Here is a 20,745-nt window from a genome sequence, read left to right on the forward strand (position 1 = left end):
TTGGTTACACTCATTTGATATAATGCCCGACAACAAAGAAAAGGATTTTTATGAAAAAATTGTACGCCCCTTGGGAAAAGGTATTTAAAAAAGTAGCAACTCCTTTTGAAGAGTTTATACACGCACAAACCACTACCGGTCTCATACTTATGATAATGACCGTAGTGGCGTTAGTATTGGCAAACTCCCCCATAGCAAGTAGCTACGAGCACTTTTTTCATACATATATCAACCTCGAAGTAGGCTCTTGGAAGCTCTCTCAATCCATCCATCACTGGATAAACGACGGACTTATGGCCATCTTTTTCTTTATTATCGGACTAGAGATTAAAAGAAATATAACCGTAGGCGAGCTCTCAGATATAAAAGTCGCTATCCTCCCGATAATTGCGGCAATTGGCGGAATGGTCATACCTGCTCTTATATACCTAAGTATAAACGGAGGCTTAGATAGTGTAAGAGGATGGGGAATACCTATGGCAACCGATATCGCTTTTGCCATCAGCGCGCTGGTGCTTCTAGGCAAAAGAGTGCCCACTTCACTAGTTACTTTTTTAGTTGCTTTAGCAATCGTTGATGACCTTGGGGCAGTCGTTGTTATAGCTCTTTTTTACACAAATGAGATACATATGTTCTGGCTTGTTTTAGCGCTCGGAGCTTTCTTTGGAATGATGGTTCTTAATCGCTTTGGCATACATGCAGTACTGCCATACTTCATAGTCGGTCTTCTAATGTGGTACTTTATGCTCGAATCTGGAGTACACGCGACAATAGCCGGGGTTATTGCGGCTATGTCTATTCCATCAAGGCCCAAGTACGTACCTATAACCTTTGCAGAGCATACAAGCAGACTGCTTCATGAGTATGACAGCTACCCAATTGCGACTGATCATATGATGCATGAGAAGCAAAAAGCCATTCTTCAAAACATAAAAGATACCATAGATGCAGTAGGAACCCCAGCTTCAAGGCTTGAGCATGGGCTTCATCTGCCGGTGAGTTTATTGGTTATTCCTCTCTTTGCTTTGGCAAATGCAGGCATCTCTATAGACTTCTCATCAATAAATCAAAGCATAATGCAGCCTGTATCTTTAGGTATTATTTTTGGTCTTATAGGCGGAAAAATAGTTGGTATTGCGGGTCTCTCATGGCTTGCAATAAAGCTCAAAATTGCAACACTTCCGCAGAACACGACCATGAGCCAGATATTTGGCGTCTCATTTTTAGGAGGCATAGGTTTTACTATGTCTATTTTCGTAGCTGAACTTGCTTTTTTAGGGAACAGCGAACTTATATTTCAAGCAAAAATAGGAATTTTAGCAGCCTCATTGTTTGCCGGTCTTTTTGGATTTGTATGGCTTAGATATATAGCAAGTTCTTCAAACAAATAGTGTTATAATTTGACCCTCATTCAAAAAGGATACATTATGAAAAAATTATTTCTGTTTTTATCTCTAACTATCATTCTCTTCGCAAACGACGGCGTTCATGAGTTTGCTTCAAGTCAAGAGTGTCAAGCGTGCCACCCTAAAATCTATAAAGAGTATTACGGTTCTATGCATGCAAATGCGACACCCGACAAAGACCCGGTCCACAAAGCCGTGTGGGATAAACATCCGCATAATACGAAACTCTCTCAGTACTCTTGCGGCAAATGCCACTCTCCTGCTGCGGATAACTTAGACAAGATGCTTACAAAAGGTGCAAAGGCTATGCCCGACCCGGCAAATGCAACTCATCAAGAAGCCATCAGCTGTGCATACTGCCACCGCATAGAGGGCATAGAAAAACATAAACAGAGCAACACGAACATTATCTCAAAAGAGAAAGGGAGCTACTACGGCTCAACAAGAAGTTCACTTGATTCTCCATATCATAAAATCATAACCGATGAGAACGAGAACTTTAAAAATGGAAATGTCTGTGTCGGATGTCATTCGCATAACCTCAACAAAGCAGGACTAAATCTCTGTTCAACAAACGTAAATGATGAGATGAGCCAGTCAAACTGCGTAAGCTGTCATATGCCAAAAGTAGATGGAAGCTTTTCCTCCATCATAGAGACAAAAACACACTCTTTCCACGGTTTTGCAGGAGCACACTACAACTCTGACATGTTAAGCAAATATGTGAATATATCGATTCTTAGAAATATAGACCATTTTATAGTAAATGTCGACAACAGAAGCTCACATGCGCTTTTACTTCATCCTATGCGTGTGGCTGTTTTAAAGATAAACGTGCTGAGAGAGGGCAAAACCATAGAGCTTGAAAAAGAGGTTTTTGTAAGAGTGATAGGAAAAGACGGCAAACCTGCAATGCCGTGGGCAGCGGATACTACGCTTAAAGACACCATGATTCAAGCAAATGAAAAAAGAGAGGTAAAACGCGAGTTTAAACTTCAAAAAGGCGACAAGGTAAATGTAGTTTTAGGCTGGTTCTTGGTAAATCCAAAAGCTCTTAAATCTTTAGGACTTGAGAATGAAGAAGCAGCAAAAGAGTTTAAAATCTTTAAAAAGGAGAGCTTCACTTTTTAAATGAAATCTCGCAGCCGTTAAAGAGAAAGTCCAACTCGCTTGATGGCTCTTTGTAAAGCAAAGGGCTGTCCAAATCGACATACTTCACAACATCACGATAGGCAAACGCCAGATACAAGGCAATGTTTATGGAGTAAGGTCCCTCAAGCATAGAGCCGAGCATACATGCAATGTTTTTCTCTCTTGCATACTCCAAAATCTCCACGGCTTTTGTAACCCCGCCGCACTTCATAAGCTTTATATTTATCATGTCGGCACTCTTTGACTCCATGACCTTTTTGACATCTTCAAGAGTGAAAACCGCTTCATCTGCCAAGATGGGAATGTGTGAGAGCTCTGTTATTTTTTTTAGACTCTCCAAGTCAGAAGCGACAACGGGCTGCTCTATAAGTTCTATTTTTGCATCAAACATATTGCTTATAAAAAAGTGCGAATCCTCAAAACTCCATGCCTGATTTGCATCGACTAAAACCTCAGCTTGCGGCAGAAAGTTTGCGATTTTTCTTATAACATCCACCGCATGTAAAATATCGCTGCCGACTTTTACTTTGAGTATTGATATGTCAGCGTCATACGCCTTTTTCGCGTCCTCTAGCATAACATCCGCAGAGTTGAGGCTGATAGTCACATCCGTTTTTATAGGCGTAAAATCCTCTATGCAAAAATGCTCCGCCAGAGCGCGGTTTTTTTGTTTGACATGTAGAGATATAAATGCCATATCAAGTGCCGCTTTGGCACTTGAGCCGATGCTACATGTTGAGTGCAAAATCTCTAAAGCCTCTTTACATGTAAGGTGCAAAAACTGCTCTCTTACGCTCTCAACGGAGTTTAAAATTATCTCTATATCTTCACCCGTAATAGCCTTTGTAGCGGGCGCTTCACCGATGCCTACGTGTCCGTTTTCATCTTCTACATGTACTCTTATAAGCTCTACCTCCGAAGTCTCCCGCAAGGCAGTTTTGAATGGAGTTTTTAGTTCTATCTGTTTTACTTGGGTTGTGATTTTTAATACTTTCAAATCTTGCATTTTTTACCTCTTTAAAATAATCACTCTCCATATCCATACCAAAAAAACACCCTTACAACTATAAGATTTGTTTTGATAAAGCTTTTGTCATTTTGCATAGTTTTTTCCCAGACTACTTTTACTTCCCTTTTGCTAAAGAGTTCCAAACAAAGCTTTATGTCATCAAAATCTGCATATTTAAGAGCGTATTCTATCACTAAACTACTCCTTACTTAATCATATGTAATCTCTTTGCTTTTGCATTGTAGAGTTTCTCTATGTTGTTTAACTCATGTTCGTCTAGCTCACATACCAAGACTTAAATCTTCCCTGCAAAGAGGACCGACTCGTTTGTATTTACGGTTAAAATACATGCCATATCGTGAGTTGATTTTTTGTAATGAGAGTGAAAGATTTTGATTGGCGATTTTCATCAGCAAATGATAATGGTTGTTCATAAGAGGTAAATGAAAATATCTCAAATCCATACTCTTCACTTACCTCTTGTACGATTTCAGGAAATTTTTTAAAGTCATCATCTTCATAAAAAACAGTGTACTTAGCAATACCACGATTAACAATATGGTAAAAACCGTTTGCTCTATTCTTTGGGGTCTTGGCATGATTTAACTTACTTACTTTTTACCCGATTGCAGCGTAACATAGTTTTAGTAAAAAGTAAAACTCTGACCCGCTTTGTAAGGCAATATTAAAAATAGTTACCTCGTTGAAAGGTTGTTATACAACCACCGTTTAGTGGCTTCAACAACATTATAACCCCACCTTTGTTTTGCGTCCAAACATAATCAGCTGTCTCTGCTACAAATTCAAAAGCCTTCATCTCACTAGCATACGCAGTACATGATTTAGTAGATGTAATGACTGACGTTTTAGTCATAAAACACTTGCCAGCATGTGTTCTAAGTTCTACTTCTAGAAAAACAGAATCACCCTTACTTCCATAAGTTGCGGTAAGCTTTAGAGAATCATTCTTGGTATCATCAAACAATTGAGTATTGACACGTATATCATCACCACCAGCATTTTCAAAAGCTGACGTGATTGCTGCATCACATCCCATAAATCCCCTATCGTGCGCCTGCTTTAATGCAAACTGAATAAACTTTGAATCACCAGCATTACATGTCATTGCTGCTATCAATAAGGAAATTCCAAGTACAATTTTTTTCATATTTTTTCCTTTTTTATATAACCCGATTTGTATCGAGCATATATATTTACTGGAATAATCCACCTTTAGTTTCACCTTTTGCGTCAGATGTGATAAAGTTTTTTACAACACCATTTTCTTCAAAAACTATAACTAATGATTTGGTAGTATCATTTGTGCCTGCAACAAACCAATTTGCAACTGGAACATAACTTACAAGTTTCAAGTCTTTTCTAGTGTGAGCATATGTCCATTTTTCTAAAGAATTATTGTCGAAATCCGTTCTGTCTGGATCACCTAAAAGTGCTTTTATGTCTTGTTTTGTAGATTTGCCTTTTACAATTTTTGTATCAAGCTCACTCTTTTCCATTGTGCCTAAGTTCTCATTGCCTGTCTTTACAGCACATCCACTACTTAAAACTAAAGTTGCAACTAGCATCGATGATGCAGTTATTTTTTTTAGCATTTTATTACTCCAATTTGAATTTAATTCATAAAAAATATGAATTAAATATTATACAAAAAAATACTATAATGGCCTGAAAAATCAAGACAATTTTTTAGCCTAATTAATTTCCACCTCTGCTTGTTACTTTACCCTACATTTTTAATAAATTCTAGATAATTCAAGCGGGTCAGAGTTTTACTTTCAAAATCCAAAGAAACACTTTTATCTTCCGTAATAACTCTGCACTTCAAATCACTCAAATCAACCACTCATTTGAGCCTCTTTATATCATCTTCAAGCTCTTTGAGGCTCTCTGACTTTTGATTTCCTTTTTTGGCTATTTTATATTTTTCATATTCTTGATTTGATTTTTTAAGAGCAATTTGATGGCTGATTTTCCCTGCATGAGTAAGTAGTTCTCTACCATTTAGCGAGATGATAACATCAAGTCGTTCACACCACTCTTTCATAGTCATCGGCTTTTGTTGCATTGCCATCGTTTCGGCAAATGCCAAATATTGTTCTACTAAAAGCCCAAGGAGTTTTATCTCCTCTTCTTTTAAATAATTTTTAGCAATGCTGACATCTTTTTTTGTGATGCTTTTGCCTTCTTTATCAAACGACTGCATTCCAAGAAGCGGTAAACTCATATCAATTCTATTGTGTACAAGTTCTGCTGCTGTTTGCTCGGATACTGCCCAAAGAAGTTTGTTTTGGATGATTTTAAAAAACTCTATCGTTTTTTCATCTTTTGGATTGTAGTCTATGCTTGTCATATAAATATCTTTGATTTTTTGATAAAAAAACCTCTCAGATAATCGTATTTCTCTTAGTCGTTTTTGGAGTTCATCAAAATAGTTCATATTTGAACCGCTTTTAAACCTCTCATCATTAAGCACAAAACCTTTTGTGATGTACTCATTTAACTTCCCAGTTGCCCAAATCCTAAACTTTGTACCTTGAGCAGATTTAACACGAAACCCAACAGCGATAATCATATCAAGATTGTAGTATTCAACATCTCTTGAAACTTCTCTATTTCCTTCAATTTGAACTCTTCGGAAATTCCGAACAGTTGAACTTGGAGCTAGTTCTTCTTCATCGAAAATATTTTTTATATGTTCACTTATAGTTGATTTTACTTTACCAAAAAGTTCACAAATTTGAGCTTGAGATAACCAAATAGAGTTATCTTCAAACCGCACATCTACTTTTATATCACCGTTTTCATTTTGATAAATAAGCATTTGGCTCATTTTATGACTCTCTACCGCTACTAGCATCATACCATCCCCAACACAATTTTCATTTGCTTATCGACTTGCTCCATCTCATCATCACTTAATACGGTAAGTTTTTCGTTTATGATTCTTTGATTGTCTATCGTTCTTATTTGGTCGCAGAGTATTTCGTTAGAAGAGTCAAGTTTGTCTCTTTTTGTTACTCTAAATCTTAGAGGGTAGCTCTCATCTATGAGGTGTGTAGATAGAGGTAAAACAGTAGTTGTAGGATGTGCTATCTCGTTTAACATATCTGTTTGGTAGATAAGAATCGGGCGGAGTTTACCGACTTCATTGCCTTTTTTGGGGTTGAGATTCGCTAAGTAGATTTCGCCTTTTTTAAACATTGCCAAGCCCGTCACTCAATGTACCTTCAAACTCATTTGCTGCTTTTTTGGACTCTTTTCTCACCTTTAAAGATGCCTTTTTTATCTGTTGTTTTAGCTTCTCTTTTTCTAAAGTTTCTTTGTAGTTTATAACTGCGTTTCTGATAAGCTCACTTCTTGAAGTGCCGAATGTCGTTGCCATTTCATTTAGCATCGTAAAAAAATTATCATCTGCTTTAAGTGTTATCGTATGCATAAATACTCCTTTTAAGTATTATATAAATATTACTCTTTGTATTACCTTTAAGCCTTAACCAGCAATCCAAACCAAAATATTACCCACCGCCAAACCTCCGAAAGTTCCTATCAGATACCCCATAATCGCCATCAAAACTCCGACTCCGACAAGAGATTTGTTATACGCCGCAGCAAGAATAGAGGCAGATGCTACTCCGCCGATGTTTGAGAGTGAAGCGATGGCAATGCTGAAGAGGTCAAGTCTGAATATCTTGGCACCAGCGACCATGATAAGCGCATGAATAACTAAGATACAAAATCCTGCAAGAACATAAACTCCGACATTGCTGAAGTTCTCAAACAGCGCCTTTGAGCCTATAAGCGCTACTAGGATATAGAGCATAGATGTTGCCACTTCGCTTGAGCCGCTTATCTGTTTTAGCCTTGTAAACGAGCCTGCAACGCCGAGTATAGTCGCCAAAATAACCGTTGTCGTAGTGTAGTTTAGAACGACAAATCCGATTGAGGCTATAAGATTTACCGTGAACGCGACGAGTATTGCCAAAAGTATCAAAAGCCAGTATCTCTTTGCTCCGATGGTACATGCGCACCCTATTTCACTCAGTTTTACCATCTGTTCATGTGAAGAAGTAAAGCTATTGAACCTGTAGGCAAACGGGACTAAAAAAAGCAAAAACATTATCCAAAGAGTATAGTTTACACTGTCAACTATCAGCGCGTACCCAAAAGCCTCTTGTGAAACATTCAGTGCCGAACCCACCGCTATCATGTTTGCAACGCCGCCCATCCAGCTGCCGCTCAATGCTCCAAAAGCTGATGCCATTTCGGTGCCGAAATTAAAAACCGCAGATACGGCAATAAAGCCCAAAGAGAGGGAAAAAAGCGCTAAAAAATATGAGATGAGAAGTGATCTTCCAAGCTTTGCGAAGTGTCTAAAATCAATCTGCAGCAGAATCAAAAAAAGCATGGCGGGAAGCAGGTTCTTTTTTGCGTTTGAGTATATGTCATCTATTTCTTCATTCTGCTCAAATACGCCAAATGAAGCTAAAATCATACTCACTATATATATCATCACGACGGCAGGAATAAACTTGAAGATTTTAAATCTGGTTTTTTGCTCTGCGAGAGTTATCAACGCGACTAAAAGTGCGAGTAACGAGATGTAGATAAGAGGAGAACTAATCATTTGTCTCATTTGCGCAAGGCGCTACTTTAAAGCCCTCAATATTTGCTCGTAACTCATTCATAAAACGTACTGACGGGTCATCTTTAAATGTTCTGTAGCCGTCATCTACTTCAAGCCAAAGTTCGCTCCCCTCAAAACATCTGTACTCGTAATGACCGATAACGTACTCTATAGTATCAAAACGTTTTTTAAGCTCTTTTACAAGAAAAATATTTGCCTCCAACTGCTCTTTTGTGAGGTTGTCCTTAGAGTTTTGACCTCCGACATTCTCTATGCCGATAGAGTTGTAGTTCAGTCCTATGACATGTCGAGCCATAAAATCAAGCGGCATAAGTTGATGAATAGTTCCATCACGCTCAACCATAAAGTGAGTAGATACGTTAAGCGCGCCGCCCCCTTTTATGTCAGGTCTGTCGCTAGGCAGAGCTTCAGCTTTGAAACGTGAAAGTGAATCCGAAAAATCATCTATTGCTGTATGATGCACAACAACCATTTTAGGAACAATTTTGATATCTTTTACATCAAGATTGTAGTGTGTTTTTATATACTCTTTTGTAAGCTCAACTCTGACTTTAGAAAACTCTATGGGCGTTTGCTCTATTTTTAGCGCAAAAAGATAGATGGGAAGAAAAAGGAGCGATAAGAAAAATCTCTTCATTTAAGATGCCTCAAAAATTATTTAAGCGCAGTATCTTACAATAAATTTTATATACTTTTAATGGTTATCCATATAATATAGCAGTTATGAACCCAGATGAAATTATAAAACATAACCTACTCGCGGAGCCCCTGAGCCTTGATGCTCTAAAGCTTGCACGCGGCATATATAACACCCACATTTCTCTGGATGAGGAGTTTGAGATGGAGATAAAGATTCCCATATTTTACAAACTTCTAAACCTTCAGCCCTCAGAAGCATCAATAAACTATATTCAAGACCTCCTCGAAGAGCTGAACGAACCTCTGGCTATCAGAAATTTTGAGTTTAACAAAGAGAAGACGCAGCTTAAATTTGTCCAGTTTTGCTGCTATAAAATCGGAAATGAAAGTATAAAAATAGAGCTTAGCGAAGAGTATTTGCATGCACAAAGGGAATATATGTTAGACTGCTTTCTATTTTAAAACGCCAAAGAAAGTAATTTCTTTGGCTACGCTAACCGCTGTGGCACTAAAGCTTGCCGCATGAGCGGCAGATAATTTGAACATTACCAATAAAGACAGAACAAAAGGTAGAAATTTGGCAAAAAAATATATTCTTTTAGATACAGAAACAACGGGAACAGGTGATAGAGACAGGGTTATTCAGCTTGGCTTTATGGTTTTAGGCGCAAAAGAGATTGAAGTTCAAAATGAGTTTTTCAGCACGGACGTTCCAATAAACTTTGCCGCGATGGAAGTTCACGGAATCACTCCGGATATGCTTGAGGGAAAACCTACATGTAAAGAGAGTGAGTCGTTCAAAAGGCTTCAAGAGCTAAACACAAACGAGAACTACATCATCATACATAACGCTCCTTTTGATATAGCAATGCTTGAGAAAGAGGGTTTTAAAACGCAGATGAAAGTTATCGACACCCTTAGAGTCGCAAAACATCTTCTTCCTGACGAAGAGGCCCACAGACTCCAGTACTTCCGCTATAAAATGGGGCTCTACAATGATGAGCTTCAAGAGGCTGATGAGTTAAAAATCGTAGTAAAAGCACATGACGCAATTGGTGACGTATTGGTTTTAAAACTCTTCTTGAGCAAGCTCAAAGAGCTTGTCTTAGCGCAATTTCCAACTGAAAATCCGGTTGAGAAGATGGTTGATTTAACAGCAACGCCTATTTTGATAAAATCATTTAACTTCGGAAAGTATAAAGGCAAAACACTTCAAGAGGTAGCCGCAAGCGACGCCACTTATCTTAGATGGATGCTAAGCGGTATGGAGAATCTTGACGAAGATATGAAATACTCCATAAACGTGGCTTTAGGAAAATAATCCAAACAGCACAAACAGCACAAAAGCGATGCCCCAGCTTATAAAGACGTATGGCATCTGAGTGCTTGTATGCTCCACAAGGTCGCAATCACTCGCCATAGCAGATATGATAGTTGTATCTGAAATCGGTGAAGAGTGGTCTCCAAAAACACCTCCAGAGATAGCCGCACCAATACACAGCGCCATATTTGCATCCATTGCAGCCGCCATTGGAATAGCTATGGGAATCATTATGCTAAACGTTCCCCAACTTGTCCCTGTAGAGAGAGAAATAAGCGAAGCAATAAAAAATATAACGGCCGCCAAAAGATAAACGCTTAGATTTTCATTCAATAAAGAAGCAAGATAGTGCCCTGTTTTTAGTTGTGTCGTAATATCTCCTATACCAAAAGCAAGAAGAAGTATCAGCGCGATTGGAGAGAGTTTCAGTGCCCCTCTCAGTGCCGCTTCGCTCCACTCTTTTAAGCTCATGTTTTTTGTGCCGACAAAATAAAAGAGAGTAAATATAAGCGTAGTTAGCATCGTGTAAAATATAGCACTAGAACCACTCCCTTTTAATATATCTCCATCACCGGTTATATACAAAAAGAAAAAAACCAAAATAATCATCAAGATAATCGGAGCAACCATATAGTACATGCTAGCACTTTTAAGGCTTATAACCTCTTCATTTTTCGGCATATGCTTTGCGCGTTTCATTGCGCCTATATCTATGCTGAACCATATAAACAAAAAGATAACAACAAGCGCTGCCATCGAATAAAAATTGTATAAAACCGACTCTATTAAAATATCCATCGCATCAACATATATAACGCCAAGCGATATTTGAGTCGTAATTAGTCCAAGAAGAAGCGCTCCCCATCCGTTTATGATAATAAGCGAACTAACGGGAGCAGCTGTTGAGTCACAAACAAAGGCAAGCTTTGCACTGGGTATCTTGTATTTGTTGCAAAAGGGCTTGCCGACCGCACCTGCGATTAGAGAAGTTATTATTGATTCTATAAAAATAAATAGCCCGATAATATAGCTAAGCATCAGTGCAGCGCGCGGGGAGTTTACCAAAGAGAGCCTGTGCTGCATAAAATCTACAAACCCCTCAATTCCGCCAGACTTCTCAATAACAGCCATTATGCTTCCAACCAATACGGCGAATGCAAGCGTCTTTAATATCCAAGCTTCACTTAGCAGAGATTTTGAGAGTAAAAAAATAGACTCGGTTGATGATAAAAAAACAAAATCATTTAAAATAAAAGCGCCCAACACTATACCGCCAAAAAGCGAGAGCATGACATTCTTTGTATATAGCGCTACGATGATAGCAAGCAGGGATGGAAGAATGGAGAGTGCAGAGAGTTCTATGTTAATCCCATCAAAACTCTATAGATAGCAGAACTAAACCAGGTCTGCCGAAAATCTCTTTATAAGGGTCGCACTCTTTTTGTTTGACCTCTTTAAATCCAAGTTTTTTGTAATAAAGCAGAGTCTCTAACGAGCCTATTTCAACGATTGTCTGCGCAATACGGTAACCCTTTAGTCTAGCCGCAAGAAGGCTTTTGTGCATAAGCTCTTTTAAAATTCCAACGTCCATAAAACCCTCTAGCTCTTCCATGTAGTCAAAAATAAGAGTTCTGCTGTTTAGAGGAAAGCCGCAAATATCCATAAGTCCCAGATATTCGCCCTCTTCGCCGTTCACTCCAATCTCTTCAAGTGCTGCTAAAAAAGTCTCTCTTGTAACGAGTCTTGGCTCATAGCTCGCAAGCGAACCTACGCTTTTTCCGTCAATTTCAGCTATTAAAAAATTACTATAGTGGCAGTTTGATTTTGATGTTGTATTTGTAAGTTTTTCTAAATGTTTTAAAATCTGCTCATCACTCGTTGTTTTAAAAATCAAATCATATATACCGATTTTTTTGTCAGCTCTAGTGCTCTGTAAAATCATCTGTGCTAAGAACGGTCCGTCAGTGCTAGTAGCTTTTCTAATGTTAATACCCATAAATCTTTTTCCATTTTTTAAAAAAATTAAACTGTTTCATATTTTGGTAATAGTAACATACTTTATGGTAAAAAGTTTCTTAATTATTACAATTTGTCAAATCTTTCTTTTCGCCGCACAGCAGACAATATTGGTCGTTGGCGATGGTTATAATTCCACTAGAGCAGTTCTTGAGTGTTTTGAGGATAACAAAAAAATAATCGGGCCGATAGAAGTAAACCTTGGCAATAACGGTCTGGGCTTTGGACTCGGTAAAATAGAGCTTTCACACACAAAAGATACGCCGATAAAGAGAGAGGGGGACAAAAAGACGCCGATAGGAGTTTTTACTCTTGATGCTCTTTTTGGCTATAAAAAAGATTTAGATTTTAAGATGCCGTATCTTCATGCTACAAAAGATTTAATCTGTGTAGATGACTCTGACTCACAATTTTACAATCAGATTATAAAAAAACCTGAGATTCTACCTAAGAGTTTTGAAGAGATGAGAAGAGAAGATGCCCAATATGAACTTGGAATCGTAGTAGGACATAACAAAGAGCAGAAGAAAGAAGCTGGCTCTTGCATATTTATACATGTAGAAAAATCAAAAGGTTCACCGACGGCAGGATGCACATCTATGAGTCTCTCGGATATTAAAAAAATAGCGTCTTGGCTTGATAGGGAGAAAAACCCGATTTTGATACAGGCTACAAAAGAGCAGCTGGATGAAGTTTTAAAGCTTTATCCAGAGCTAAAAGAGTAATCTACTCCTCTTCTTTGCTCATATAATCTTTTGCAGTAATTCCCATCAAAGAGAGCCCTGTTCTAAGGGATAATGCAACCAACATCAGAAGTTTTAGAAGTTTTGCCTCATCCTCAGTTCCTAGAATTCTACAATCGTAGTAAAATTTATGAAGCGAAGCTGCAAGCGACTTTAAATATTCAGGCAGTTTTTGAACCTGTCTTGTAGAAAATGCGTCATCTACGATTTCGGGCAATAAAAGCGCATCAAACATCAAGATATCTGCATTCTCATCTAAATTTTTCAGGCTTGCAGACATTATCTCATCTTCGCTCAAATCGCTTTTTGAGATAATAGTTTTTATTCTGGCATGTGCGTACTGAATGTAAAAAATAGGGTTTGAACTATCCTGCTTTTTAAACTCAGCTAGGTCAAACTCCAACGCAGTGTCACTCTTTTTTGAAGCAAAAATAAATCTCAGTGCATCAGAGCCAATCTCCTCTACGATATCACTCATAAGAATTACGTTGCCGGCTCGCTTGCTCATCTTATAAGGCTCGCCGTCTTTTAAGAGACTAACCATTTGAGAGAGCCCAACTTCAAGCTTTGAGCTATCATAACCCAAAAACTCAACAGCAGCTTTTACTCTTGGGATATAGCCATGGTGGTCGGCTCCCCAGATATTTATATAGTGGTCATATCCGCGTTCAAATTTTTGGTTATGGTAAACGATATCGCCTGCAAGATAGGTAGGACGTCCATCTTCACGAACAACTACTCTATCTGCATCATCGCCTTTTAGGGAAGAAGCAATGTATAGCTTATCATCTTTTTTATATACGCTATCGCCCATCTTTGCCACAACTCTCTCCCAGTCGTAATAAAGAGAGGATTCATAAACAAAAGTGTCAAAAAAGATGTTTGTATCTGCCAAATCTTTTTTGATAATCTCCATAACGCCGTCTTTTGCCCAAAGGGCGAGCTCTTTTTGGCGAGATTCATCACTTAAAATCTCTATACCGAATTTCTCTACGGCTTTTTGAGCCAAAGGTGCGAGATATTCGCCGCGATAGTAACTCTGCGGATACTCAACACTCTCACCCAGTATATTTTCACGTCCGTAAAGTTGGATGGAGAGACCAAGCAAATCTATCTGGTTTCCGGCATCATTTACATAATACTCTGCCGTAATATCATAGCCCAGATGTTTTGCCAATCTATAAAGAGTATCTCCGTAAACTGCGCCTCTTGCGTGCCCGATATGAAGCGGTCCTGTCGGATTTGCACTTACAAATTCTAAAAGAATCTTCTCTTTTTTCTCTTGCTTTGCAAACTCAGAAGGGTTTTGAAGCGCCCATGCCCCGTATTCGTTTAAGAAATTTTCACTAAGACGAAAATTGAGATAACCTTTTACGGGGTCAACACTGCTAAATATTTCAGATTCATGGAAAGAGGATGCAAGCTCATCGGCGATTTTTGCAGGAGACTGCTTTAGCTCCTTTGCCAAAGAGAAAGCAATAGGGGTTGCAAAGTGACCAAAAGAGCGCTCCCGTGGCTTTTCTAAAACAACTTCACGACCAAACTTTTCGCGCAAAAGCGCCGATACTCGTTGTTTCAAAAGTTACGCTTGTTCTGTAGTTTTTGGAGCTTCTTTTGAAGCAACTTCTTTATCGGCTTCTACTTTTTTAGGAGCCTCAGATGATGCAACTTTAGTCTCTGTTTCATCATCATCGTTTTTCATTTCAGCTTTAAAGTTTTTAATTCCTTTGCCGATTCCCTTTGCAAGTTCAGGTATTTTTTTCGCACCAAATAGCAAAACCACGATTGCTAAAATTATTAATAACTCTTGTCCACCAGGCATTCCCATATTTATTCCTTTTGTAATTTAAGTCAGAAATTATAGCCAAATTAGCTGTAACTACTCTTATTGCTATATATCTTCCCAGCCTCTGACAAAATCGTTTATTTCGTTGCCTGGAATTTTAACTCTTGCCGCGCTTGCTATAATTCTTAGCGTATTTGCTGCTTCTTGGAGATTGTCATTTACTACTAAAAAATCATACTCGCTTATTCTCTGAATCTCTTTTTTTGCCATCTCAATGCGGCGCTCAATTACATCTTGCGAATCAGTTTTTCTAGATTCTAGACGATTTTTAAGCTCTGAGAGTGTCGGAGGCGTAATAAAAACAGAGGTGGTTATATCCCCAAGTCTGTTTGTAACTACGGCATTTCCTTGTACGTCGATATCAAAAAGAACCAATTTGCCAGCACTAAGCGCCTCTTTTACAGGTTTAATCGATGTTCCATAATAGTTGCCGTGAACAAACGCATACTCTAAAAAAAACTCTTCTTCGATATCTTTTTTGAACTCAGCTTCGCTGATAAAATGGTAGTGAACGCCGTCTATTTCGCCCTCTCTAATGGGACGCGTCGTTGTTGAGATGGAGAAGTAACACTCACCTATGTCATCGATTATTTCATTTAGTAAAGAGCTCTTCCCTGCCCCGCTAGGACCAGAGAGAACTAAAATAGCTCCTGTTTTATTATTCACTACTTATCGCCCAGCGTTATATTAATATTTATCTTCATCCCTTTTAGCGATGCAGCAACATCTTCGTTTGATAGTGCTTTTAATAGCTTTTTGAGAGCTTCAACGCCTTCATTACCGCTCTCTTGCTCTTTTTCGTTTTCAACCTGTTCGTCATCTTTGGTGAACTCATCTTCTGTCAACTCATCTTCATCAGACTCTTCTTCTGCCTCATTAATTGGTTCGGGTTCGTCAAACTCTTCTTTGTTTGATTCTTCATCATTTACCTCTTCGCCGATTGCAAGTTTTAAATCCCTGCTTGTAAGCGAACCGATATTTAAGAGCAAATCCTCATCAACTTCCGTCTGGAGGTCTTCATCGCTAAGCGCTTGCACTGCGCTCTCAATCTGAGATGCCAAATCTTCAAGCTCATCAGAGCCCTCTTGGACTTTTGGTTTTTCTAAAACTTCCTCATCCTGCAGCCCTATATCATCGCTAAACTCTGTCTCTTCATCAAGTTCTAAATCATCGCCAAGCTCTAAATCTTCATCAAGCGCCAAGTCTCTATCGTCTAAGCCTAACCCTTCTTCGCTCTCGTCTGCTTCTGCAAATGTCTCATCAAGCGCTTCTTCTTTAGTTTCGATCTTTTGAGTAGCTGTTTCTTCAAGACTTTCAAGCTCCAAATCGCTGTCGTCAAAACCTAAATCATCTTCTGCGCTCTCTTTGTCAAACTCATGCTCATGGAAGTTCAGCTCTTCGTCTAGAGTCTCTTCTGCTTCGCTCTCTTGCTCGTTTGTCTCTTCAAGGCTCTCAAGCTCTAAACTACTCTCATCGAAATTGAAATCTTCTCCAAGCTCATCGTCTTCTAAACTCAAATCTTCCATCTCGGTCTCTTCTAAAAGATTTTGAACCTCTTGAAGTTCCTCTTTGTCTAATATACCATCTACTTCAAGCTCATCATCTTCTAAGTGCCCTAAATCTTCAAGCTCTTCATCTCTCTCTTCATCAAGCTCATCAAGGCTACCTAAATCATCAAGCTCATCAAAACTTTCAAAGCTATCTATCTCATTAAAAGATTCAGAGCTGCCGTTAGGCTCTTCCAATTCGCAAAAATCATGAGCTTCACACACTTTGTCAAGCTCAATAGTGTCAACTATTTTTGACAAAGATATAAGCATCTCAACAAGGTCTGTAGGAAGAAAAGGCTTTCTTAGAGTTCTGCTAAATCCATCTGCAACTTTGGCATCTTTTGCACATATATATAGTGACTCTTTGTATCTGATTTTGCTCTCAATTTCCGCCATCGCATCTTCGCTGTAAAGAGCGTCATCTAGAATCAAAAGATCATAATCTTTAGGCTCTATCGCCTCTATGTTGCCTGCCGTGTTTAACTCATCTGAGGTCTTTTGTACGCTTAAAGTTACTAGTTTATTAACTACCGGATTATTGTTTAGAAGTAATATTTTCATTACGCTTTCCCTTCGGAGGCTCTTTTGACATTATTGTATCAAAAAAAACTAAAAAAACATCTCTAAAAAGTTAAATGCCTCTAGCATCTGCCCTTTTAAAATCAGCATGGTAGCGACAAATGTTGCAATTAGTACGGCGAAAGAGACCATAATTTTTATAGGAAAGCCGATAACCAAAAGATTGAACTGCGGCATGGTCTTCATTAACATACCAAATATAACATCAGCCAGCCATGAGAGCGCAATTATAGGAAATGCAATCATAAAGCCGACCAAAAACATATTTGATGTTGCTTTAATAATGTAGTTAAAAAGATTTTCACTCATTATAAATCCGCCGAGCGGTATATTCTGCAGGGAGCCATCGATAAAGAGCAGCATCCAGTGGTGCAAATCCACCGCAAATAGCATCATAAGCGCCATAAGTGACAAAAACTGCGAGATTATCGGCATTGATATGCCAGACTGCGGGTCAATGGCACTTGCCAAGGAAAAACCCATCATAAAGGAAATCTGCCCGCCGGCAAATGTTATAGCGTTAAATGCAAGCTGCAAAATCGTCCCTATCGCCAAACCAAAAAGGAGCTCGCTGAGTATCGCCAAAATTATACTCGGAGTAGTAATCGGTATATCAAGAGGTGGCATGGAGGGGTAAAAAACAATGGTGAAAAAAAACGCCATTGCTGCTTTTGTGCTTGCCGGTATACTGTTGTGGGAAAATATAGGTACCGCCATAAATAGTGCACCAAATCTGAAAAAAAGAAGAATAAACCCAACTATGTAAGTTTCACTAAAAACCTCTGTCCAGCCCATCACAAAATTCCTATTTTAAAATCAGTTAACTCTTACTAGCTCTTTGTTTGTGAGTTTGTAAACCTTATGGCATCTGTGCGCAAGATCTTCATCGTGGGTGACCAGAATCATGCCTGCATTACGTTTAGAGATATACTCAAAAAAGATATCCATAACCTCGTTTGCAGTCGATTTGTCGAGATTGCCTGTAGGCTCGTCAACAAAAAGCAGACGCGGCTGTTTGGTAAGAACTCTGGCGATAGAGACCCTTTGCTGCTGTCCGCCTGAGAGTTCGGTCACTTTTTGATTGAGAGTCTCATCTATTTTCAATCTTTTTAAAAGCTCTCCATCAACTTCTTGGTTTGAGAGGATGGCTGCAACTTCAAGATTTTCCATACATGTAAAACCTTTAAAAAGATAGTGCGATTGAAAAACAAGCCCAAGCTCATCTCTTTTTATCTGAGAGAGCTTTTTTTTGCTCATCTTTGCCACATCCTCGCCAAAGATAGATACAGTGCCCTCATCAGGCTTCAGAAGTGTAGAGAGAATGTTAAGCAGGGTTGATTTTCCGCTTCCGCTTACTCCAATAATTGCGATTGAATCGCCCTCTTGCAAATCAAGCGAAATATTGCAAAAGAGCTGATAATCAAAAGTGTGTGATAAATTTTGTGCAGATAGTAAATTCATAAAAGGATTATAGCCAATTTAACTAGAAAATATCTTTTTGCACCCTCTTCGCGAGCGTATCTCTAATTTTTTTTCATAAATCTTCTCTACGCTTTTTTTAATTATATATGCAAAATAACCGCCGAGATAGATGCCGAATATTTTAGCTACTGCATAACGTCTGCCAAGGGCAATTAAGATGCCTCTTGAGTTTATTTTATGCTCAAGCAGAGGCTTTGAGGCTATAAGATTAGTTATGTTTTTAGCACATATATCGGCCATCTGTTCAGCAGTGTCGGCAGTTGGAGCCAAAATTTTGCCATCGTGAAATATGGTCGTGCAGTCGCCGATTGCAAATACATCACTGTAGCCCTCAGCCTGCAGATATTCGTTTGATACAATGTAGCCTGCTCTGTTTTTTTCAAGTGTCAAGTTTTGTACCAGAGCATTTGGCTCTATCCCGCCGGTAAATATCATAAAGTCCATTTCCATTACTTCACCGCTGTTGAGTCTCACGCTGTTTTGTGTAATCTCAACAACTTTTCTTTGATTTTTAACTCTTATCTCAAGCTCTTTTAATCTCACTTCAGTTTTTTCTACCAACACTTTGTCAAGCCCGTAAAGCACATGTTCGTTTGCATTGATAAGAACTATGTTTAATTTTCTGCATATAAAATTATTTTTACGATAAAACTCTTTTGAAAACGATGCCATCTGAGCAGCAATCTCCACTCCGCTAAGTCCGCCACCCGCTACAATAATATTTATCGGCTTACAGCTTGTCCCGCTCTCCTCTACTCTTTTAAAAAGCGATATTTCAAATTTTTGCTTAAAATACATGGCACGGTGCAGTGACTTAATGCCGTGTGCATGGGTACGTAGTCCTATAACATCTTCCACGAATTTTGTTCGCGCTCCTACGGCAATCACTAAGTAGTCATAGCTAAATCTCTGTACCGTGGTAATAACTTTTCTGTTTTTAAAATCAATATTATTTACTTCTTGTTTTAAGAAAGTTACATTGTCATCAAAGCCGCTGCAAAATGTAAAAAGGTCAACCGTAACCTGTGCGAAATCTTCCTCGTTTGCTATTAGGTCATAAACTTCGGTCTGGGTAAAATGGTATGAATTTTTATCTAAAAGAAGTATCTCGTTTTGAGGGGTTTTTGCAAGCTTTTCAACGGTGCGAAGTCCGCCGTACCCGCCGCCGATAACAATGATTTTATGTTTGCCCATAACGAACCTTTGCGGTTTTTTTGGAAAAATTATATCATTTTTGAATTGGATTAGTATAAAGAGGTGTAGAAAAGGTTAAGGAAAGATCCTTAACCCATTTGAGCAGCGACTTCTGCAGCGAAGTCGTCAGCTTTCTTCTCAATCCCCTCGCCTACTTCAAGGCGAACGAAATCGATGATTTCAGCCGTGCCGCCTGCTTCTTTAGCAGCAGCTTCAACAGCCTGAGCAACTGTCAGTTTGTCGTTTAGTACATAAGTTTGATCTAACAGTGCAAGCTCTTTGTCAAGAGTTGTGTTGTCATCAATAAAACGAGCAAGTTGCCCAGGAATTATTTTATCCCAGATAGCTTCCGGCTTGCCTTGAGATTTTAGAGCATCTTTGATATCAGCTTCAGCTTGCGCCAAAACATCGTCTGTTAATTGAGCCATAGAGATGTACTTAGGTACATTTATAAGTGGTTTTTTAAGACGAGAAAGCTCTTCATTCTCTTTTTTTATAGCTTCGATTCTTCCGATTGTCTCAGATGTTACGAAATCCATATCAAAATCTTTATAAGATAGAGTTTTTGGCTTCATTGCAGATGCGTGCATTGCAACGTTTTTAAGCATTCCTCTAAGCGCTTCAGCAGTTTTTTTGCTGTCACACTTAGCAGCTATAATTACAGCGATGCGGTTGTTTGAGTGAACATAACCGTTAACTGCAACTGTCTCATCATCAGCTTTGATTGTGTTAAAACGGCGAAGTTCTATCTTCTCGCCGATTTTTATAACTGCTTCGCTAAAGTATGTTCCAAATGCAGTTGCTTTTAGGCTCTCTACATCAGCAGGAGAAGTAGAATATACCTCTTCAGTTGTTTTTAGAACTAGGTTTTTGAAACCCTCGTTTTGAGCAACAAAGTCTGTCTCAGAGTTAATCTCAACTACAGTAGCTTTAGAGAAATCATCAGCAATTTTAAGACCTACAAGTCCCTCAGCCGCAACTCTGTCAGCTTTTTTAGCTGATTGAGCGATACCTCTCTCTTTTAACCAAGCAGTTGCTTTTTCCATATCTCCGTTACATTCAACCAAAGCTTTTTTACAATCCATCATTGGCGCATTAGTAGATGCGCGCAAATCTTTTACCATTGCCGCTGTAACTTCCAT

At 38.7% G+C, this 20,745-nt stretch carries 25 protein-coding genes; 6 read left to right on the forward strand and 19 right to left on the reverse strand.

All coding sequences use genetic code 11. The features are described 5' to 3' along the window. Window positions 1–50 precede the first annotated feature (50 nt). Both nhaA and K0A91_RS05760 read left to right on the forward strand, forming a co-directional pair. Window positions 51–1,391 carry a Na+/H+ antiporter NhaA gene (nhaA, locus tag K0A91_RS05755; RefSeq protein WP_295008901.1) on the forward strand — a complete coding sequence of 447 codons (1,341 nt, stop codon included), beginning with the start codon at window positions 51–53 and terminating at the stop codon, window positions 1,389–1,391. A 36-nt stretch (window positions 1,392–1,427) separates the two neighbouring features. Continuing rightward, window positions 1,428–2,537 carry a multiheme c-type cytochrome gene (locus tag K0A91_RS05760; RefSeq protein ID WP_295008903.1) on the forward strand — a complete coding sequence of 370 codons (1,110 nt, stop codon included), beginning with the start codon at window positions 1,428–1,430 and terminating at the stop codon, window positions 2,535–2,537. On the opposite strand, the gene K0A91_RS05765 is transcribed toward K0A91_RS05760, so the two are convergent. The 9 genes from K0A91_RS05765 to K0A91_RS05805 all read right to left on the reverse strand — a co-directional run bounded on the left by K0A91_RS05765 (window position 2,527) and on the right by K0A91_RS05805 (window position 8,870). Next, a complete protein-coding gene (locus K0A91_RS05765) occupies window positions 2,527–3,564 on the reverse strand; it encodes a dipeptide epimerase (protein ID WP_295008904.1) in 1,038 nt (345 codons plus the stop codon). The two genes, K0A91_RS05760 and K0A91_RS05765, sit on opposite strands and share 11 nt — an antisense overlap. A gap of 20 nt (window positions 3,565–3,584) precedes the next feature. Then, the gene (locus K0A91_RS05770) at window positions 3,585–3,761 is read right to left on the reverse strand and encodes a hypothetical protein (protein ID WP_295008905.1); all 177 of its coding nucleotides are present in this window, start codon (window positions 3,759–3,761) and stop codon (window positions 3,585–3,587) included. A 491-nt stretch (window positions 3,762–4,252) separates the two neighbouring features. After that, on the reverse strand, window positions 4,253–4,735 hold the full coding sequence (locus K0A91_RS05775; protein WP_295008906.1) for a hypothetical protein: 483 nt from the start codon (window positions 4,733–4,735) through the stop codon (window positions 4,253–4,255). 46 nt (window positions 4,736–4,781) lie between these two features. Next, on the reverse strand, window positions 4,782–5,180 hold the full coding sequence (locus K0A91_RS05780) for an outer membrane protein assembly factor BamE (RefSeq protein WP_295008908.1): 399 nt from the start codon (window positions 5,178–5,180) through the stop codon (window positions 4,782–4,784). 251 nt (window positions 5,181–5,431) lie between these two features. Beyond that, window positions 5,432–6,445 carry a virulence RhuM family protein gene (locus tag K0A91_RS05785; protein ID WP_295008909.1) on the reverse strand — a complete coding sequence of 338 codons (1,014 nt, stop codon included), beginning with the start codon at window positions 6,443–6,445 and terminating at the stop codon, window positions 5,432–5,434. Beyond that, window positions 6,445–6,804, reverse strand: coding sequence for a type II toxin-antitoxin system PemK/MazF family toxin (locus K0A91_RS05790; protein ID WP_295008910.1), 360 nt, complete (start codon window positions 6,802–6,804; stop codon window positions 6,445–6,447). Before K0A91_RS05790 ends, K0A91_RS05785 begins: the two co-directional genes overlap by 1 nt. After that, entirely contained in the window at window positions 6,782–7,024 is a 243-nt protein-coding gene (locus tag K0A91_RS05795; RefSeq protein ID WP_295008912.1) for a CopG family transcriptional regulator, read from the reverse strand. The genes K0A91_RS05790 and K0A91_RS05795 overlap by 23 nt, the downstream gene beginning before the upstream one ends. Window positions 7,025–7,078: 54 nt before the next feature. Then, window positions 7,079–8,221: a DUF819 family protein gene (locus tag K0A91_RS05800; RefSeq protein WP_295008913.1), complete on the reverse strand. Its 1,143-nt coding sequence runs from the start codon at window positions 8,219–8,221 to the stop codon at window positions 7,079–7,081. Beyond that, entirely contained in the window at window positions 8,205–8,870 is a 666-nt protein-coding gene (locus K0A91_RS05805; protein ID WP_295008914.1) for a peptidoglycan recognition family protein, read from the reverse strand. The genes K0A91_RS05800 and K0A91_RS05805 overlap by 17 nt, the downstream gene beginning before the upstream one ends. Window positions 8,871–8,956: 86 nt before the next feature. Between K0A91_RS05805 and K0A91_RS05810 the strand changes: the two genes are divergently transcribed. Then, window positions 8,957–9,334, forward strand: a complete 378-nt coding sequence (locus tag K0A91_RS05810) for a hypothetical protein (protein WP_295008916.1) — start codon at window positions 8,957–8,959, stop codon at window positions 9,332–9,334. Between the two features lie 115 nt (window positions 9,335–9,449). Further along, window positions 9,450–10,193, forward strand: a complete 744-nt coding sequence (locus tag K0A91_RS05815; protein WP_295008918.1) for a 3'-5' exonuclease — start codon at window positions 9,450–9,452, stop codon at window positions 10,191–10,193. On the opposite strand, the gene K0A91_RS05820 is transcribed toward K0A91_RS05815, so the two are convergent. After that, entirely contained in the window at window positions 10,182–11,324 is a 1,143-nt protein-coding gene (locus tag K0A91_RS05820; protein ID WP_295008919.1) for a Na+/H+ antiporter NhaC family protein, read from the reverse strand. The genes K0A91_RS05815 and K0A91_RS05820 overlap by 12 nt on opposite strands. Window position 11,325: 1 nt before the next feature. Here K0A91_RS05820 and K0A91_RS05825 point away from each other — a divergent pair, with 1 nt between their 5' ends. Next, window positions 11,326–11,583, forward strand: coding sequence for a hypothetical protein (locus tag K0A91_RS05825; RefSeq protein WP_295008920.1), 258 nt, complete (start codon window positions 11,326–11,328; stop codon window positions 11,581–11,583). On the opposite strand, the gene K0A91_RS05830 is transcribed toward K0A91_RS05825, so the two are convergent. Further along, a complete protein-coding gene (locus K0A91_RS05830; protein WP_295008921.1) occupies window positions 11,566–12,189 on the reverse strand; it encodes an acyl-CoA acyltransferase in 624 nt (207 codons plus the stop codon). The genes K0A91_RS05825 and K0A91_RS05830 overlap by 18 nt on opposite strands. Before the next feature lie 64 nt (window positions 12,190–12,253). Here K0A91_RS05830 and K0A91_RS05835 point away from each other — a divergent pair, with 64 nt between their 5' ends. Beyond that, window positions 12,254–12,934: a L,D-transpeptidase family protein gene (locus tag K0A91_RS05835; RefSeq protein ID WP_295008922.1), complete on the forward strand. Its 681-nt coding sequence runs from the start codon at window positions 12,254–12,256 to the stop codon at window positions 12,932–12,934. A gap of 1 nt (window position 12,935) precedes the next feature. On the opposite strand, the gene argS is transcribed toward K0A91_RS05835, so the two are convergent. The 8 genes from argS to tsf form a co-directional block, all read right to left on the reverse strand. After that, window positions 12,936–14,531, reverse strand: a complete 1,596-nt coding sequence (gene argS / locus K0A91_RS05840; RefSeq protein ID WP_295008924.1) for an arginine--tRNA ligase — start codon at window positions 14,529–14,531, stop codon at window positions 12,936–12,938. A gap of 3 nt (window positions 14,532–14,534) precedes the next feature. Further along, window positions 14,535–14,780 carry a twin-arginine translocase TatA/TatE family subunit gene (locus K0A91_RS05845; RefSeq protein ID WP_295008926.1) on the reverse strand — a complete coding sequence of 82 codons (246 nt, stop codon included), beginning with the start codon at window positions 14,778–14,780 and terminating at the stop codon, window positions 14,535–14,537. 63 nt (window positions 14,781–14,843) lie between these two features. Next, window positions 14,844–15,464, reverse strand: a complete 621-nt coding sequence (gene gmk, locus K0A91_RS05850; protein ID WP_295008928.1) for a guanylate kinase — start codon at window positions 15,462–15,464, stop codon at window positions 14,844–14,846. Continuing rightward, the gene (locus K0A91_RS05855; RefSeq protein ID WP_295008929.1) at window positions 15,464–16,909 is read right to left on the reverse strand and encodes a hypothetical protein; all 1,446 of its coding nucleotides are present in this window, start codon (window positions 16,907–16,909) and stop codon (window positions 15,464–15,466) included. Before K0A91_RS05855 ends, gmk begins: the two co-directional genes overlap by 1 nt. Window positions 16,910–16,957: 48 nt before the next feature. Next, on the reverse strand, window positions 16,958–17,722 hold the full coding sequence (gene fliR / locus K0A91_RS05860; RefSeq protein ID WP_295008968.1) for a flagellar biosynthetic protein FliR: 765 nt from the start codon (window positions 17,720–17,722) through the stop codon (window positions 16,958–16,960). Window positions 17,723–17,743: 21 nt separating this feature from the next. Further along, a complete protein-coding gene (locus K0A91_RS05865) occupies window positions 17,744–18,388 on the reverse strand; it encodes an ABC transporter ATP-binding protein (protein ID WP_295008930.1) in 645 nt (214 codons plus the stop codon). Window positions 18,389–18,406: 18 nt separating this feature from the next. Then, window positions 18,407–19,603, reverse strand: a complete 1,197-nt coding sequence (locus K0A91_RS05870; RefSeq protein ID WP_295008932.1) for an FAD-dependent oxidoreductase — start codon at window positions 19,601–19,603, stop codon at window positions 18,407–18,409. Between the two features lie 89 nt (window positions 19,604–19,692). Continuing rightward, window positions 19,693–20,745, reverse strand: a complete 1,053-nt coding sequence (gene tsf, locus K0A91_RS05875) for a translation elongation factor Ts (RefSeq protein WP_295008934.1) — start codon at window positions 20,743–20,745, stop codon at window positions 19,693–19,695.

It is taken from the genome of Sulfurimonas sp., assembly GCF_019429335.1.
Classification (GTDB): domain Bacteria; phylum Campylobacterota; class Campylobacteria; order Campylobacterales; family Sulfurimonadaceae; genus Sulfurimonas.